Source organism: Paenibacillus sp. FSL L8-0502, from assembly GCF_038593055.1.
GTDB lineage: Bacteria > Bacillota > Bacilli > Paenibacillales > Paenibacillaceae > Paenibacillus > Paenibacillus polymyxa_D.
Map to the genome: position 1 here is coordinate 2,086,501 of NZ_CP151958.1, position 15,839 is coordinate 2,102,339.

Annotated in this window: 17 protein-coding genes; 9 read left to right on the forward strand and 8 right to left on the reverse strand. The window is 44.4% G+C overall.

Features of this window, described 5'->3' with window-relative positions; translation table 11 throughout:
• Nucleotides 1-15 precede the first annotated feature (15 nt).
• The 3 genes from NSQ57_RS09425 to NSQ57_RS09435 all read left to right on the forward strand — a co-directional run bounded on the left by NSQ57_RS09425 (nt 16) and on the right by NSQ57_RS09435 (nt 1,752).
• Nucleotides 16-570, forward strand: coding sequence for a nucleotidyltransferase family protein (locus NSQ57_RS09425; protein ID WP_165147654.1), 555 nt, complete (start codon nt 16-18; stop codon nt 568-570).
• Between the two features lie 43 nt (nt 571-613).
• Nucleotides 614-1,036: a GNAT family N-acetyltransferase gene (locus NSQ57_RS09430; protein ID WP_039274816.1), complete on the forward strand. Its 423-nt coding sequence runs from the start codon at nt 614-616 to the stop codon at nt 1,034-1,036.
• Between the two features lie 71 nt (nt 1,037-1,107).
• Nucleotides 1,108-1,752 carry a GDSL-type esterase/lipase family protein gene (locus NSQ57_RS09435; protein ID WP_039274815.1) on the forward strand — a complete coding sequence of 215 codons (645 nt, stop codon included), beginning with the start codon at nt 1,108-1,110 and terminating at the stop codon, nt 1,750-1,752.
• 102 nt (nt 1,753-1,854) lie between these two features.
• Here NSQ57_RS09435 and NSQ57_RS09440 read toward each other — a convergent pair whose 3' ends face one another.
• The 4 genes from NSQ57_RS09440 to NSQ57_RS09455 all read right to left on the reverse strand — a co-directional run bounded on the left by NSQ57_RS09440 (nt 1,855) and on the right by NSQ57_RS09455 (nt 5,114).
• Nucleotides 1,855-2,532, reverse strand: a complete 678-nt coding sequence (locus tag NSQ57_RS09440) for a tetratricopeptide repeat protein (protein ID WP_029514758.1) — start codon at nt 2,530-2,532, stop codon at nt 1,855-1,857.
• A 172-nt stretch (nt 2,533-2,704) separates the two neighbouring features.
• Nucleotides 2,705-3,076: an iron chaperone gene (locus NSQ57_RS09445; protein ID WP_029514757.1), complete on the reverse strand. Its 372-nt coding sequence runs from the start codon at nt 3,074-3,076 to the stop codon at nt 2,705-2,707.
• Nucleotides 3,077-3,278: 202 nt separating this feature from the next.
• Nucleotides 3,279-3,809, reverse strand: coding sequence for a GNAT family protein (locus tag NSQ57_RS09450; RefSeq protein ID WP_029514756.1), 531 nt, complete (start codon nt 3,807-3,809; stop codon nt 3,279-3,281).
• A 270-nt stretch (nt 3,810-4,079) separates the two neighbouring features.
• Nucleotides 4,080-5,114, reverse strand: a complete 1,035-nt coding sequence (locus tag NSQ57_RS09455; RefSeq protein WP_318626687.1) for a stalk domain-containing protein — start codon at nt 5,112-5,114, stop codon at nt 4,080-4,082.
• A gap of 253 nt (nt 5,115-5,367) precedes the next feature.
• Here NSQ57_RS09455 and NSQ57_RS09460 point away from each other — a divergent pair, with 253 nt between their 5' ends.
• Nucleotides 5,368-6,519, forward strand: a complete 1,152-nt coding sequence (locus tag NSQ57_RS09460) for an iron-containing alcohol dehydrogenase (RefSeq protein ID WP_341039231.1) — start codon at nt 5,368-5,370, stop codon at nt 6,517-6,519.
• Between the two features lie 95 nt (nt 6,520-6,614).
• Here NSQ57_RS09460 and NSQ57_RS09465 read toward each other — a convergent pair whose 3' ends face one another.
• Nucleotides 6,615-7,211, reverse strand: a complete 597-nt coding sequence (locus tag NSQ57_RS09465) for a TetR/AcrR family transcriptional regulator C-terminal domain-containing protein (RefSeq protein WP_029514753.1) — start codon at nt 7,209-7,211, stop codon at nt 6,615-6,617.
• A 246-nt stretch (nt 7,212-7,457) separates the two neighbouring features.
• Here NSQ57_RS09465 and NSQ57_RS09470 point away from each other — a divergent pair, with 246 nt between their 5' ends.
• The 5 genes from NSQ57_RS09470 to NSQ57_RS09490 all read left to right on the forward strand — a co-directional run bounded on the left by NSQ57_RS09470 (nt 7,458) and on the right by NSQ57_RS09490 (nt 11,551).
• Nucleotides 7,458-8,579 carry an NADH:flavin oxidoreductase gene (locus tag NSQ57_RS09470; RefSeq protein WP_341039233.1) on the forward strand — a complete coding sequence of 374 codons (1,122 nt, stop codon included), beginning with the start codon at nt 7,458-7,460 and terminating at the stop codon, nt 8,577-8,579.
• Nucleotides 8,580-8,791: 212 nt separating this feature from the next.
• Nucleotides 8,792-9,214, forward strand: a complete 423-nt coding sequence (locus NSQ57_RS09475) for a MarR family transcriptional regulator (RefSeq protein WP_039274799.1) — start codon at nt 8,792-8,794, stop codon at nt 9,212-9,214.
• A 78-nt stretch (nt 9,215-9,292) separates the two neighbouring features.
• On the forward strand, nt 9,293-9,874 hold the full coding sequence (locus NSQ57_RS09480) for an NAD(P)H-dependent oxidoreductase (RefSeq protein WP_341039234.1): 582 nt from the start codon (nt 9,293-9,295) through the stop codon (nt 9,872-9,874).
• A gap of 387 nt (nt 9,875-10,261) precedes the next feature.
• Entirely contained in the window at nt 10,262-10,699 is a 438-nt protein-coding gene (locus NSQ57_RS09485) for a winged helix DNA-binding protein (protein WP_029514750.1), read from the forward strand.
• 21 nt (nt 10,700-10,720) lie between these two features.
• Nucleotides 10,721-11,551: a DegV family protein gene (locus NSQ57_RS09490; protein WP_029514749.1), complete on the forward strand. Its 831-nt coding sequence runs from the start codon at nt 10,721-10,723 to the stop codon at nt 11,549-11,551.
• 74 nt (nt 11,552-11,625) lie between these two features.
• Here NSQ57_RS09490 and NSQ57_RS09495 read toward each other — a convergent pair whose 3' ends face one another.
• The 3 genes from NSQ57_RS09495 to NSQ57_RS09505 all read right to left on the reverse strand — a co-directional run bounded on the left by NSQ57_RS09495 (nt 11,626) and on the right by NSQ57_RS09505 (nt 15,796).
• Complete coding sequence (locus NSQ57_RS09495) at nt 11,626-12,261, reverse strand: hypothetical protein (RefSeq protein ID WP_342425948.1); 636 nt, start codon at nt 12,259-12,261, stop codon at nt 11,626-11,628.
• 211 nt (nt 12,262-12,472) lie between these two features.
• Nucleotides 12,473-13,699, reverse strand: coding sequence for an MFS transporter (locus NSQ57_RS09500; RefSeq protein WP_342425949.1), 1,227 nt, complete (start codon nt 13,697-13,699; stop codon nt 12,473-12,475).
• Nucleotides 13,700-13,768: 69 nt separating this feature from the next.
• Nucleotides 13,769-15,796: a beta-galactosidase gene (locus NSQ57_RS09505; protein ID WP_342425950.1), complete on the reverse strand. Its 2,028-nt coding sequence runs from the start codon at nt 15,794-15,796 to the stop codon at nt 13,769-13,771.
• Nucleotides 15,797-15,839 lie beyond the last annotated feature (43 nt).

A 15,839-nucleotide genomic window follows, 5' to 3' on the forward strand; every position in this document is an offset into this window, starting at 1 on the left:
GGAGTTGAGTGCAGGATGAAGTCGGAAGAAGATGTGCTACGAGTCATACAATATATGAATGATCCGCAGGTAATGGAAGACTTGCGCTATGTGCGAGAGCTGAAGTTGCCGCAAGGATGTATTGCCGCAGGCTATGTACGTAACCGCGTTTGGGACAAGCTCCATGGGTATACAACGGCTACACCTTTAAACGATATAGATGTTATCTATTTTGACCCGAAAAACACGCTAGAGGAACGAGATGAGTATCTAGAGTTGTCCTTGAACCGTAAGCAGGCCGGACGTAATTGGTCTGTCAAAAATCAGGCTCGGATGCATTTTCGCAACGGGGAGGCTCCTTATTCCTCGGTAGAGGATGCGATGAGCCGCTGGCCAGAGACGGCAACGGCGGTGGCGGTTAGATTGAATGACAAGGATCAAATAGAGGTCATTTGTCCGCATGGATTGGAAGATCTGCTGGATATGCGGGTACGACAAAGCCCTTTGTTTCGTCACACAACGGCTTATCGTCAGCGTGTATTTGAGAAGCAATGGCTTGATAACTGGCCGTTGCTTATTATGGAGAATTAGAGTGAAATCCTAATTTTAGGATATTAAGGAGAGACGACAAACAATGTTTAAAAATATAAAAATAGATTCAGATCGTGAGGAAGTTCTGGAGCTGTTAACCTACGCCGTGCTGGATCACCCTGAACGCGGAGAAGCAGTTTTACGTACCTATCAAGCCTCGGATGACTGGAAGCTGTTCGGTGTAGAAGATGAAGGACTTATTGTAGGTATTGTCGGCTTTGAGGACCAGGAGGATGGAACAACTGTAATTCGCCATCTGGCCGTGTTGCCTGAAAACCGTCATAGAGGATATGCCAGAGGTATGCTACTTACGCTCATTCAGGAGCGTAATCCAAAACGGCTTACTGTGGACACGGATGCGGAGGGGGCAGATTTTTTCCGCAACGTGGGCTTTGCCGTGTATGGATCAGAGGATTTGCCGGATGGTGGGCAATTCCATTGTGTATATGAAATAGACGAAGAATAAGCGAATCTCCGGGTCCCGCGTCCCTCTTTCTACATAAGATATGTTATGCAGAAAGAGGGAGGTGGGTTTCATTGGCGTACCACTACACAGCGATTGGAGATTCTTTAACAACAGGTGCAGGGACGTTGCTGAGCGGCGGATTTGTACCTATCTATCGGCGAATGGCAGAAAGACATCTGCGTACGCCAGTCAGTTACGAGAATCTGGGAATTAACGGGCTGACATCGCAGGAGTTGCTGTCCATGGTCCGCAACAATCCACTTTTTCGGTCGGCGATCAGCCGGGCTGAACTTATAACGGTAACGATCGGCGGGAATGATCTGCGCCCATACATCAGCGCCCTTGCTGGAGGGTCCGGCTTATCGGGTTCTTCCATTCCACAAGCGTTGAATCACACAAAAGAACATGTACGCCAAATTGTACATGCCCTGTATCAGATAAAGTCCGGTCAGCGTGAGCCATTTATCATTCGAATGGTGGGATTATATAATCCTTTTCCAGAAGTAAGGGAGGCGGGAGTATATGTGCGTCAGTACAACTCGTTTCTCTATACATTAGGCGGACCGAATTACCGGGTGGCGAATATTTATCCCGCATTTGAGGGCTATGAACGGGCACTACTTTCGTTAGACCGGGTGCATCCGAACAGTCGTGGTTATCGCGTGATTGCGGAAGAGTTGAATCGGCTTGGTTATGCGCCATTAAGGCGAGCGTGAGAGGATGCTTTGGATCAGACAAAGTATATTAAAGAAAGAGGTTCATGATGACAGTAGAAACTGACCATTATGAACCTCTTTGTTTGCGTTAGTAGGCGCTGTTTAGCCGATTGATTTACGAAATAAGCTACGCGCAGCCCACTTGCGCTCACTTCGTTTGCGGTATTTGGGTAGAGAGCGATAGACGGCAATGGACTGGTTAAAGGCTATAGTGGCTTCATCCTTGCGTCCCAGCATACGGTACATCAAGCCTGTCAGATAATAACCCTCGCTGGAAGAAGACTGAATCTCCTGAAATTGCTGCAGATAATGAAGCGACTTATTGACGTCACGTTCCTTGAAAGCAGCGGCTAAATGCAAATAAGGCTCACCGTACTGTACCCGCGGGTTAATATCCAGTGCTTTTAGTAAATGTTGTTCTCCATCCTCCAGATGGTTTGTATGTACTTCAGCCGTTCCCCGTGCGTTCCAATAGTCTGCTGAGTCTTCATAACGGGATTGAATTTCCAATAAGAGCTCCAAAGCCTGCGGATATTTCTTGCTTTCGATCCAGATACGAGCCAAATCGAACCTAGCAGCCACATCGTTGGTGTTTAGCGCAATCTGTTGGCGCAATCGAGCGGCATTGCGTCTTCTTTTCCATGGTTTGCTGATGCTGGGCAATACACCGACAAAGCTACGATCCAATATATAGATCACGATTAAGAGTACGAGCAGTGCCAGAAACGGGTTGCCGAGCAAACTCCATAGTAGAGAGAAAATTAAAAATTTCCCAATCATTTTTCTCCAATCCTCCTGTGCATGTAACAATCCATACTTTCCACATTATAGCATAAAGCCGCTTTAAGGGGCATTAGCCTGATGAGATTTCGAAGGATGGTAGAGGGGGTGAGAAGAAAAACACTTATTTGTGATGCTCGGTGTATAGTTTTACGAGAAAAGGAACCTTTTTTTATTCCCGCCAAAAGGTTGAACAGTCTGCCTTATCCAAAATATTAAACTCGATCATTTTCTCAAGTAATGAGAAATCAACTGGACTATCCCACTGGATACGTACCAACTGCTTGGTGTGATCATAGCCAGCCTGCACAATTAACTCAGAAAAATGATTAATCCCTGCCTTTTCAGGGGCAACGGCCAAATGATGTTTGGCTACGCTAAAGCCAATAATAAATGTGCTGTGATCCGTAAACATAGGCTGATTCCACGCAATTTTTGGCATTAAATTTGGAAATTTCTTGGTTACCCAAGCCAATACTTCTTGCGTTCGAGCCCGATGTTGGGGGTTATCAATATGCGCTAAATATTCTGCAAAAGCTTCCATGTTGTTCCCTCCTTAATTAAAAATTGTATCGTTCAGAGAAGTTCCTCGAACCTATTTGTCGTTAAAACTCCTCATAGAATGGCTCAGACACGTTCTTAACAACACCTATTTCCAACGATATATATTTTCAAACTAGATAGTCAAAATGGTTTACTATCAATTTATCGCAGCAACATGCTTCCCAAGATGTAAACAATACCTTTTATGTCCTGTTATATTCCTCAGAAAGAATAGAGTACAAATATGAATCGTGAAATTCGCCTTTGTAGTACCAGTGTTCTCGCATTATACCTTCACGTTGCATTCCGATCTGTTGCATAATCTTCTCAGAAGCCTTATTTTCTGGACGACATGTTGCATAAATACGATGGACATCAAGTGTGCTAAATCCAAAGCCTAGCAGGGCTCGTGCCGCTTCTGTTGCATAACCCTTTCCTTGATAATCTGGGTTTAGAATATAGCCCATTTCTGCATTAGTATCTTTGACATGAATACCAACACCGCCGATCAGGATTCCAGTGTTTTTCAGACATATGGCTAGTTCGTAGTCTTGTCGTGGCATTTCCTGCTGTGAGGCTAGAACTTGTTCTATATATGCCTTTGTATCTTCTTCTGTATTGGGTCCCCATGCTGTGTGCCTAGTAACTTCAGGCAATGACGTGTAGGTATGTATACTTCCCCAATCGGATGTACAAATATCACGAATGATGAGCCGTTTTGTCTCAAATTGCATAACGATTCCTCCTGTCTATAATTAGCATACATATTCGTGTTTTCTGCACATTCTATTAATCCTATTTAAGCAGATCTGATGGGGAAGATCCAAGATTTTGAGAGAAAGTGCTAGAGAAGAGGATCGAATTACGTGTTGAACAATGGGAACGAATCAATACCTTTTGCCACCTGAACGCAAACCGCAAGGGAGGCGTCCGGCAAAAATGCAAACAGAAAATATTGAATGTGGTACTGGAATAGCCCGCTATTATTAGCCATCCAGTTTGTCTTAAAACAGCCTGCGGGCTGTTACGAAACGATTCTGCCATTTACCATCAAGCGTGTCAAAATGAACGCCACGTTCTTTGGAGAATGTATGCAACAATTTGTTGTTCCCTGCATAGATCGCCACATGGCCGATCTCCAGGTCGCGTGCGCTGAAGAACAGCAGGTCGCCTTTACGTAGCTCGTTTAGCCCGACCTTCTGGCCTTCTTTAGCCTGATCGTAAGAGACACGGGGGAGGTCGATGGAGAGCGTATGTCGGAACACTTCCCCCACAAAAGAAGAACAATCAAAGGTCGATGTCTGGCCGCTTGCTGCGCCGAATTCATAAGGAGTACCAAGGAATTTCTCTCCGTAGGCGATGAGTTCATCTCCCTGCCGTTCCACCAGGGATGAGCTGGTATAATCGCTGTATTTGGGTTTAGCCGATATGTATCCGGTCAGGTTGTCTTTAGTGCGCACTTCCAACCAGAGGGCATTGATCTCACGGATGACATGAACCTTTTCGTTGGCTGGAATAAGCCGCAGGGAAGGGGAAGCTCCCGACGAATCCGGTTTGCTGCGCAGGTTGACTCCCGAAAGAACCGTTGTAAAAAAATCGTTACTGGAGACAATCCGAATCGCTCGGGTCAGGGCATCCCACTTCACTGTGCTCCCAAGTGCCTCGCTCACAAAACGTAGTGGAATCATTGTGTTGCCCTCAACAATTTGTCCAGGAACATTCAGGGACAGCGTTTTGCCGTTTAAGGTGGCAGCAAGTTCCCCCATACGGTAGGTCAGCACCGCTTCATTTTTGGTAGCTGTTACGGTTTTGCTGGATGCGTTCCAGGAAAGCTCGGCTCCTTGTGCCTCAAACAACTGGCGCATCGGGACGAGCGCTGTTCCTTCTAGCAGCAGCGGCTGGGCAGCAAGCTGAAGTGGGCGGTCATCTACATAAACGGTCGTCACCGGAGTCAGCGGTACCGACTTCGCATACGACGGGTTTGCTTGGAGCAGTGATACTGCTAGCAGAGCTAGCAATGCTTTCTTGTTGATTGTCATGCTGTCATCACCTCATTGTGAATATGTTCATCTAAGTTGTACGAGGCTTCCTCCGATTAGTTGTGTACCAAATATTGGACTGATTCGAAAAACGTAAACAAACAAAAATAAAACCAATAAATATCTGTGTTTAATTGTTGACACCAAAATAAAATAAAGATAACATTATACATGTGAAATATTTCACTTTTGAGAAATACCCTTATATTTAGCGAGGCAACAAGAAGTGAATCCTTTAGGAGGCCGATTTTATATGAGCGCACATGTATTTTTTGTACCATCTATCAATCTTATGGGAACAGGCTGTTTGCAAGAAGTTGGGCCGTATATAAAAGAACTGAATTTAAACAAAGCTCTAGTCGTGACGGATAAATTTTTGATGAAGAGTGGTATTGCAGGCAAGGTTACATCTTTGCTGGATGATATTGGATTGAACTATGCGGTATACGATGAAGTAAAACCAAATCCGACCTGTAAAAATGTACATGATGGTGTTCAGTTTCTGCAAGAAAATGAATGTGACTTTTTAATTTCGATTGGCGGAGGATCACCACAGGATACGGCTAAGGGAATCGGCATTATTGCCACCAATAGGGGACATATAACCGAGTATGAGGGCGTTCATAAATCCAAGCATAAATCGCTTCCTATTGTCGCCATTAATACCACAGCAGGAACATCTGCTGAAATCACGATCAATTATGTCATTACGGACGAAGAGCGCAAGGTCAAGATGGTTATGGTTGATAAGAATAGTGTAGCTACGATTTCAGTAAATGATCCTGAACTGATGGTAGATAAACCCGCCGCATTAACGGCAGCTACAGGGCTAGATGCTTTGACCCATGCCATTGAAGCTTTGGTTACGCCAGGTGCTTATCCTGTAACGGATGCAACTGCGTTGGCAGCAGTAGAAATTATTTTTAAACATTTAGCTCGTACAGTGAGAAACGGTCATGATATAGAAGCGCGTGAGCAAATGGTATACGCTATTTTCTTGGGAGGACTTGCATTTAATAATGCCGGATTGGGTTACGTTCATGCGATGGCGCATCAGCTTGGCGGCGTTTACGATTTGCCTCATGGTGTTTGTAATGCCATGCTGCTGCCAATCGTGGAGGAGGAGAATGCCAAGCATGTACCGGAGAAGTTTCGTGCCATCGCTAAAGCCATCGGTTTTGAAGATAAGGGGAAAACGGATAAGGAATGCGCAGACTATGTACTCCAAAGAATCAAAGACCTGTCGAAGGAAGTAGGGATTCCTTCCAAACTTTCTGAACTAGGTGTAAATGAAGTGGATTTGGATCTGCTTGCCGAGAACTCAATGAAGGATGCTTGCGCTCCGGGCAATCCGTTTATACCTAGCAAAGAACAAGTTATCGAGATGTTTAAGAAAATTTTTTAAATAAAAGAGGCAATTATTTTACTAAATACTATAAGGGCTGTCCCAGGAACTGATCGAAGTATACTGGGAACGGCCCTTTTTATTCGCATTTTCTACTAAGAGATTTGTGAGACTAGAGATAAGACAACCCCATTGAAGATTAAAGGCACAGCTCTCTCGGCTAAATCTGTAGGAGACTCTTTTTTTCCTTCCACATTCCAGCGAAAGGTTACACCATAAATGGACCAGCTTAAAATGGTCGCGGCAAGTTCTAACGTTCTTTGGTCTGTATTATTGGCTTCTCTTGTTATGAGTTGAAGTATGAATTGCTGTAATTGATTCTTAATATGTTCTTCCAGGATCGGTGCCACTGAATTATATTTATGAACGCATTGGTTACTTGAGTCGTGATAGTCACATAACGAAAGAATAAGTTTCTGAATGATCTCCTCCGACAAACGTGCCTCAGCATCAATCCTCTTGATAACATACTCCAAAAATGCATCTGACAAAAGGGTTTCAAGCAGTGCATATTTATCTTGAAAATGTGCATAGAACGTGGCGCGGTTAATGGTGGCTTTTTGGGTAATGTCATTGATCGTAATCGTGTAGAAGTCTTTCTTATTTAATTGGTCAACGAATGCGTCGAGAATTAATCTACGTGTTCGAATGACGCGAGGATCGTTTGGGTTGGGTGAAGTTACACCAGGCATCCTAAAGACACTCCTTTCAGGTAAATCAAATGATTCCCCCATTATAAACATGTGTTGTTTTGTCAACAAGTGAATTTAGATATACAACAATTTCATAACCCTTTTGGTTAAGCAACAGAATGAACATTTTGTCGGTTGAATGATAAATTAAACATTGCTAACATTTCACTTGCACCCCGTTTGATGATGCACGAGCCTTATATATAATCCTTTAAAAGAATAAAAGAAAATGAGGAGGTACAATCCTTGAGTAATCAACCGCAAAATGTTCATTCAACAGAAGCTTTATTTCAACCTTATACCATTCATAATCTAACCCTACAGACTCGTATTGTAATGCCGTCAATGGGCCGCGCTTTTTCACCAAATGGTGTGCCAGGACCGGATGTAGCCGCTTATTATCGCCGTCGCGCAGAGAATGATGTAGGTCTTATTATTACTGAAGGCGCAGTGATTGACCATCCGGCTGGAACAAGTGAGCCGAGGATACCTAATTTTTATGGGGAAGCGGCTTTAAACGGTTGGGCTGAAGTGGTCAGACAGGTTCATGAAGCTGGTAGTAAAATTTTCCCACAGCTTTGGCATATGGGGATGGCTCGTCCTTTGGGATCTCAGCCGAATCCCGAAGCGCTATCGATTGGTCCATCGGGGCTGGATCTGGAAGGCAATAAAGTGACCGAGCCGATGACAGAAGAAGAAATTGTCAAGGTCATTCGCGCCTATGTCGATGCAGCTGCGAATGCAAAACGACTGGGTTTTGACGGCGTTGAAATTCACGGAGCGCACGGCTATCTGGTTGATCAATTCTTTTGGGAGAAAACGAACCAACGTACGGATCGCTATGGTGGCGATATCATAAAACGTGCTCAATTCGCCATTGAGCTTGTGGAAGCTATTCGTGCTGAGGTTGGCCCTGACTACCCTATTGCCATGCGCCTATCCCAATGGAAAATGAATGATTACAACGCAAAGCCGTTCGATACACCGGATAAACTGGAGCAATTCCTGAATGTATTAGTAGAAGCGGGCGTGGACATCTTCCATTGCTCGACACGTCGCTTTTGGGTACCTGAATTTGAAGGCTCCGATTTGAGCTTTGCCGGATGGGTGAAGAAGCTGACTGGAAAAACTACGATTACGGTTGGCTCTGTAGGTCTGGATGAGGATTTTGTAAGTTATATCGAAGGGAAAGGGGCAGGACACCAAGATATTAATGAACTTCTGGAACGGCTCGACAACAATGAATTTGATCTGGTAGCTGTTGGGCGTGCGCTTCTGGGCGATCCTGCATGGGCTACGAAAATACGTGAAGGCCGAATTCATGATCTTCAAACCTTTACACCTGAGATACTTCAAACGCTCAACTAAAACATATCATACTTTGAACATCTCTTCATTTCATAAATAAATACTGTAAGCCAAAATACTCAAAGTCAGGTAAGGAACTTGGGTATTTTGGCTTTTTTATGCGTCTGCGATAGTAGTCCACCATGAACCATTATAGATTAAGTCATATTTGCTTTTAGTTCAGACTGGTATCAATACTTGATATATATAGATGTCTATGTAATAATGCTTGTATGTTAAAAAATAATGCAGCTGCACTGATAGGAACCATTAGAGACTCGATCAATAAATTGATTGTGTCTGAGCTCGAATCGAATGGAATTGAAGGGATTGTTCCTACTCATGGCGGAATCCTAATGTTCCTTTATCAAAACGACGGGCTTTCCATTAAGGAATTGACGCAAAAAATTTCTCGTCAGCAACCCACGGTCACTGTCTTGATCGACAAGCTAGTGAAGTTGGGATATGTCGAAAGAAAAAAAGAAAGGGAGGATAGCCGAGTTACCCTGATATTTCTGACCGATAAGGGAAGAGAGATAGAGCCTGTATTTGAGATGATCTCCAATAGATTACAAGAAACCATCTATGGTGGTCTCAAAGATGAAGAAAAAGAACAACTGGAATATTTGCTGGAGCATGTCAAAAACAGATTATAAATTTTTTTAAGTAAATGTATAGATATCTATATTAATATTAATATCAAAATAACAATAAAACATCTGGAGGTTATTAAAATGAAACATCTTATTATCTATGCTCACTCAAACGCAGAAAGCTTCAATCACGCGATACTCGAAACGGTTGTAAATACCTTGAAAGAAAAAGGTGATGAAGTCGTTGTACGCGATCTTTATGCCCTTAATTTTCAACCTGTATTAAAACCTGAGGATACTGCCGCTATGAGAGCAGGGCAAACTCCGGCTGATATCAAAGTGGAGCAGGAATACATCTCACAATCGGATACGATTACTTTTATTTCTCCCATTTGGTGGACAGGTCTTCCGGCTATCCTGAAAGGTTACGTTGATCGTGTATTTGCATACGGCTTTGCATATACGGCTGGTGCGGAAGGGATTAATAAGCTGCTTACAGGTAAAAAAGGTTTTATCGTGAATACACATGGTACTCCCAACGCGATCTACGATGAAATCGGTATGACCGCAGGATTGAAGCTCACATCCGATACGGGGATTTTTGATTTCGTTGGAATTGAATCCGTCGGTCACTTACTGCTTGGAAGTATTGGTTATCTCGATGAAGATGGCTATAAAGGACTGCTGAAGCAAGTCCAACACACGGTTAAAACGGTGCTGTAAAGTTAGTCCATTTTCTCTTAGAAACGTAAGACAGTCTTTAAATGATGAGGTCAACCCGTATTTAGTGGTTGGCCTTTTCTTGTAAATGTTAATACTTCTCTAATATAGTCCAAACAACAATCTCATTTGGAGCTGCTCAAATCCCCCTTTTCCTTGAAATTCTATGATATAACACATTTCCAGAACCTCATAAAAATGAAACACTCCTTGTTGTCTCCTCTGGGTGTCTCACAGTCCACGGTATAAAACCTCCTGTTACTGGACATTCAAGGGGGGATAAAGTATAAAAATTCACAAATATTTCATTGTTATTATCGTGGGCAATTCATTATAGTACATAGTATTAATAGTTAACTGTATGTATTACGTGTGTTGCGGAGGTTCACTATGAAAGATTATGAACTAAGGGACGAATTGAGAGAATCCGTTAACCGGATTTATGACATGGAATTATTCAGTAGCCTGACGGAGCTTGTTCAGGGGGAAAACCATGTGCTTCAATATTTAGTTCAGCACCGGGATGATGAAATTAATCCTTCCTTGCTCAGCGATGATCTGCATGTATCCAGATCAAGAATTACGGCAGCGCTTACGGGATTAAGGAAAAAAGGCTATGTGACTATGGAAATGTCTGAGCATGACAGACGACGAATGTGTGTAAGGCTCACAGTAAATGGTGAATCCTTGATCAGACAGAAGCAAGAGAGAATTGAAGGTTATTTTGAAGCGCTTGTAGTAGGTTTGGGTGAGAAGAATGTGAAGGAATTTATACGGTTAATTGAGCTTTCTTTGAGTATTATGAACGCGCGTTCTATTGAAAAATAACATAATGTGAGGGTGTACCGGGTGAGATATAAAATAATAGCAGATAGCTGCTGTGATTTAACGAGAGAGCTTAGAGAAGAGATGCAGATTACTACGATCCCGTTAAATATGACGCTGGGAGATAAATGCTTCGTAGATGATGACACATTGGACTTACCTCAGTTTATGGAAGAAATGAGAGCCTGTACAACCAAAATTGGATCCGCATCACCGTCACCTATGCTATATAAGGAAGCCTTTCAAGGTGCGCATACTTCTTTTGCCATTACATTATCCAGCAACCTGTCCAGTTCGTATTCCAGTGCATTGGTAGGAAAAGATATGGCGGAAGAAGAGGGGGCGGATGTTCATGTATTTGATTCGAAAAGCGCTTCGGCTGGACAGCTCTTGTTAGCTCTAAAACTGCGCAAGTTGATTGACGAGGGATATCATAAAAGCGAAATTATTTCATCCTTGGAGAGCTTTATCAGCAAGATGAAAACCTACTTTGTTTTAGAAAATCTAGATAATTTGGTTAAGAACGGGCGGATGAATAAAATCACTGGAAAGATACTTTCACTCTTGCATATCAGGCCTATTTTAGGCTCGGATGGTGACGGTAATATCGCATTTTTTACTCAAGCACGCGGTCAGAATCAAATTATCGAAAAGCTCGCAGATACTATTGAAAAAAGTGGCCGGGCTACCGAAGGAGAAAGCATTGTCATTACTCACTGCAATAATCCTGGGCTGGCGGAAAAATTAATGAATGCGCTGAGGAAACGCTATCAATTTAAAGATATTCATATTGTGTCCACCAGAGGGATTAGTTCAATGTATGCCAATGACAAAGGGATCATTATGGCCTTTTAAAAATATTCAGGGTTTATCCTCGCTGTATGGATAAACCCTTTTTTAGTACACTGAGGCTTTGCGGGAGTTCAAGCCTATCCCAATTTTCTAATGAGGACAGAAGCGTTTATGCTGGCTTGAGTTCCTCCGGCTTGTGTTTGCAGGGTAACAGCAGTAGTAGAGCTATGGTTTCGCAGAGTAAGGACGTCACCGCATGCCAGAGCAAGGATGGCTTGCCCTGTGTTCTGTTGTGTCCCGGCTCCTGAGCCGTATACAGTTCCCACAGCCAGTGCGCCATTAATAAAGATGGCGAATTGGTTAGGTTCCACACCGGACACCGAAAAGTGAACTTCATATTTTCCAGCATCGGATACAGCAATCTGTGTAGTTCCTGGAACATGAGCAATTCCAGGTGTAAGTATACCGTTCGTATCCCAAATGACATCCCCTTCAATCGGAACAACTTGGGGCTTTACATTGTAAATATAACCGAACTGCGCTAAATCACCTATGGTTCCAGAATCCCCTTCAGGTCCTAAAGCACCATGATTAATATTCACACTTACAAGTTGCTTTTTGACGATGATGTCTTTCCCAACCCCTTTCCGTTTCGAGCGGCTTTTTCTCTTTGGGGGTTTCTCCTCAAACTTTTTTTCTAACTTATCAAACCAGGCACGGACAAAAACATTTTTTTTACGGCCTTTTTTTCGTTTTAGTTCAGGATGACCCAATACAAACACCTCCATATGGTTTGTTGTATACTACTCCATTCATCTAGAGGAGGCATGGATATCTGTCCTGTGATTCATAGGAAACGATCTATTTTGACTAAAAACAGGCTACTGTACAAGGTACATTCGTCTAGTATGTAAAAAAAGCACCTTTGAATGTGCACTTGGATGACAACCAAGGAACAGACAAAGGCACCAGTAGAGGTGTATATCATGATGAAGCGGTTTGAAGCCGCTTTTTGCGCACATATAGGAAGTACAAGATGCCCCCAAGCAGGCACAGGATACATGTGAAGCCTGCCAGCAACCACGCCGATGAGACTGCTCCACCACGATCCATGCTATTTCCGAGCCATAAAGGCAGCAGAGCTCCCCCAACTCCACCTGCGCCTATAAGCAGGCTGGTGGTAGATTCTTCGGTGCCTGGCATCATTTTGCTGGCAAAAACAAGTGCGATGGAAAAAATGCCCGACATGCCCAGCCCCAGCAGTGTGATAAGGACAAAGGCAACGGTAGTTCCCTTGATCAGCGGGAACACGCATAGCAGCACGGTCGCCGCCAGCGAGCTTAGGGCTACAAAGACACCATAGCCGTACCGATCAGCAATACTTCCTGCGAACAACCGTCCGGTAGCCATTGCTAGCCAGAAGCAGGTAACACTGAGTGCTGCCTCGGCTTGAGTGAGGCCCAGCCGTTCGATGAACATGGAGGGCAGGAAATTAGCTAGGCTCATCTCTGTTCCTACATAGATAAAGAAAAAGACGATAAATAGTGTAAGTAGCTTCCGATTGCCAATAGGGCTACCCTCAGAAGCCTTCTCCGTGGGTGACTTCAGTGAATTAGTCGAATGCTTAAGGCTGTTATCTCGGTGTTCCTGTGGGTCCAATACAGCGTCCAGCGGGCCGAAGGACCCGCGCAACCAAGCTATAATGGTCACGGCTGCAAACATGGAAATGATGGGAAAGGCCAATCGCCACCAACCGAGAGTGATAAGTTGGCTGGCGATAGCGGGCATAGCCAAAGCGCCAATCCCAAAAAATACTTCCAGACGGCTCATCGCCGCGCCCGTTCCTTGAGTAATACCGCTGATAATAATAGTGCCAATGAGTGTTTCTACCATGCCGAAGCCAAACCCCGCTGCTGCACCGACGACATATAGCCAATCCCAAGGCGGCAGCAATGAGTATAGCACTTCAGCCGCGCACAGCAAGAGCAGGGCGAATACCAGACTTCGGCGTTTGCCGAAACTTCGGGCAAGCCACGGTGACAGCAGGACTCCAACCAGAAAACCGGAAAATTGAGCGAAGATTAGACTACCGCCATCCGTATAGTTTCTACCGTAATGCTCTAACAACACAGGCAGTAGGGAGCCTACAACCACGTGTGCCAGGCCGATTAAAAAATAAGACAAGCTGCCGATCCATAGCAGTCGTTTCATGATGAACTCCTTTGATACCTAGATTATACTCATGCAGCAAAGTGAACTGTATGTGTCAAATCTGAGTGATTATGATAGCTCCAGTACTTGAAAGCCGTAGCCTTCAATAGAAATATCTCCTTCCAGGTATTTACCGCTGATTAGCTCATTCCCTTTCTGATCATCCAGATGATATTGCTGCGTCTGGGCGTTATGATTCAGAATGAACAGATATGATTTTCCATCTTTGGTCCGTACAGTGGTTTCTACACCCGCAGGAGCGCGCAGCAGGGATGGAATCCCTTTTTGCTCACAAATGTAGCCCAGCAGGCCATCAAGGAAAGTCTCTTCAGGATCTGAAGCAACGTACCATGCCTCGCCTTGACCGAAACGATTGCGTGTCAGCACTGGCATGCCCTGATAGAAATCATCGCCGTATTCCGCCAGCACCTCGGCACCTTCGCTATGCAACAGGTCGCAGAGCAGACCACATTGATATTCACCTTGTAATACGCCCACCTTTTCTTTTAATACAATGCGATTGTATGATTCCGGCAGAAGCGCGTCAATTTCCTCCACCCAGATCCCGAGCAAGTTACGCAGTTTACCAGGATATCCTCCGGTTGTGACCAAATCGTTTTCATTTACAATGCCACTGAAAAAGGTCGTTACGAAGGTGCCTCCATGCTCTGTGAATTGTTCCAGCTTCTCGGCGGTACCTGGCTTGACCATATAGAGTACAGGCGCGATAATGAGATCATATTTCTGGAAATTTGCATCAACGGAAATCAGGTCTATCTGTACGTTACGCCGGAAGAGGGTCGCATAATACTTATGCACCTGATCCACATATTTCAAGGCGACAGAAGGACCGCTTGATTTTTCCAATGCCAACCAATTATCCCAATCAAACAAAATGGCTACTTTGGCATTGACGGTCGCGTCAAGTAGCGTGTTGCCTAATGCGCCAAGCTCACTGCCAAGCTGTGCCACCTCGCGAAATACACGTGTGTTCTCATGCCCGGCATGCTCAATAACAGCCCCGTGGAATTTCTCACATGCGCCGATTGAGCGGCGAAGCTGGAAGAACATGACCGTGTCCGCGCCATGCGCGACTGCCTGATAACTCCATAACCGCATAACGCCGGGCCGTTTAAGCGAATTATACGCCTGCCAGTTCTGCTGGCTCGGTGTTTGCTCCATCAGCATAAAGGGTTGCCCATCCTTCAAGCCGCGCATCAGATCGTGTGCCATCGCGGTATAGCTTGGCGGGGTATTAGCCGCAGGATAACTATCCCAAGATACAATATCCATGTGCTTAGCCCATTTAAAATAGTCCAGTTGTTTGAAAAATCCCATCAGATTGGTCGTTATCACGGCATGGGGAATATGTTTTTTAATCGCGTTGTATTCCAGCAGATAGCAATCCAGCATACTGTCTGAATTAAAACGTGCATAATCGAGGGATATGCCCTGAAAGGAGGAGTGATTTTCTCCCCAATGCTCGCTCAAATTATTTGGTGGCACGATTTCATCCCAATCATAGAAGGTATGACCCCAGAAGGAAGTATTCCACACCCGGTTTAGCTCTTCCAGTGATCCGTATTTTTGCTTGAGCCACACCCGGAATGCGGCCGCACAGTTATCACAATAGCAATCCCCACCGTACTCATTGGACACGTGCCACACGAGGATCGCGGGATGGTTTTTGTATCGTTCTGCAAGTTGGCCAGCCATCTGCTCCGCAAATTTTCGATACGTAGGACTGTTCGGACAAGAATTGTGGCGACCACCGAACTTCCGCTTCCGTCCGTCAGCGTCCACCCGGAGAACGTCGGGGTAGCGAGTAGCCATCCAAGCAGGATGCGCTGCCGTGCTAGTAGCTAGACAAACGAAGATATCGCTTTCATAAAGACTGTCAATCAATTGATCCAGCCATTCAAAATGATATGTGATTTCGTCGGATTGAATTTTGGCCCATGAGAATACGTTGACCGTGGCGATATCAATCCCTGCCTGCCTGAACATCCGTAAATCTTCCTGATGCGTGGCCTCATCCCATTGTTCAGGATTATAATCTCCACCGTAAAATACTTTAGGTAGTTTACTGCTTATCATGCCAATCACCTCTGTATATAAGAATAATTCTATCTTATAATAC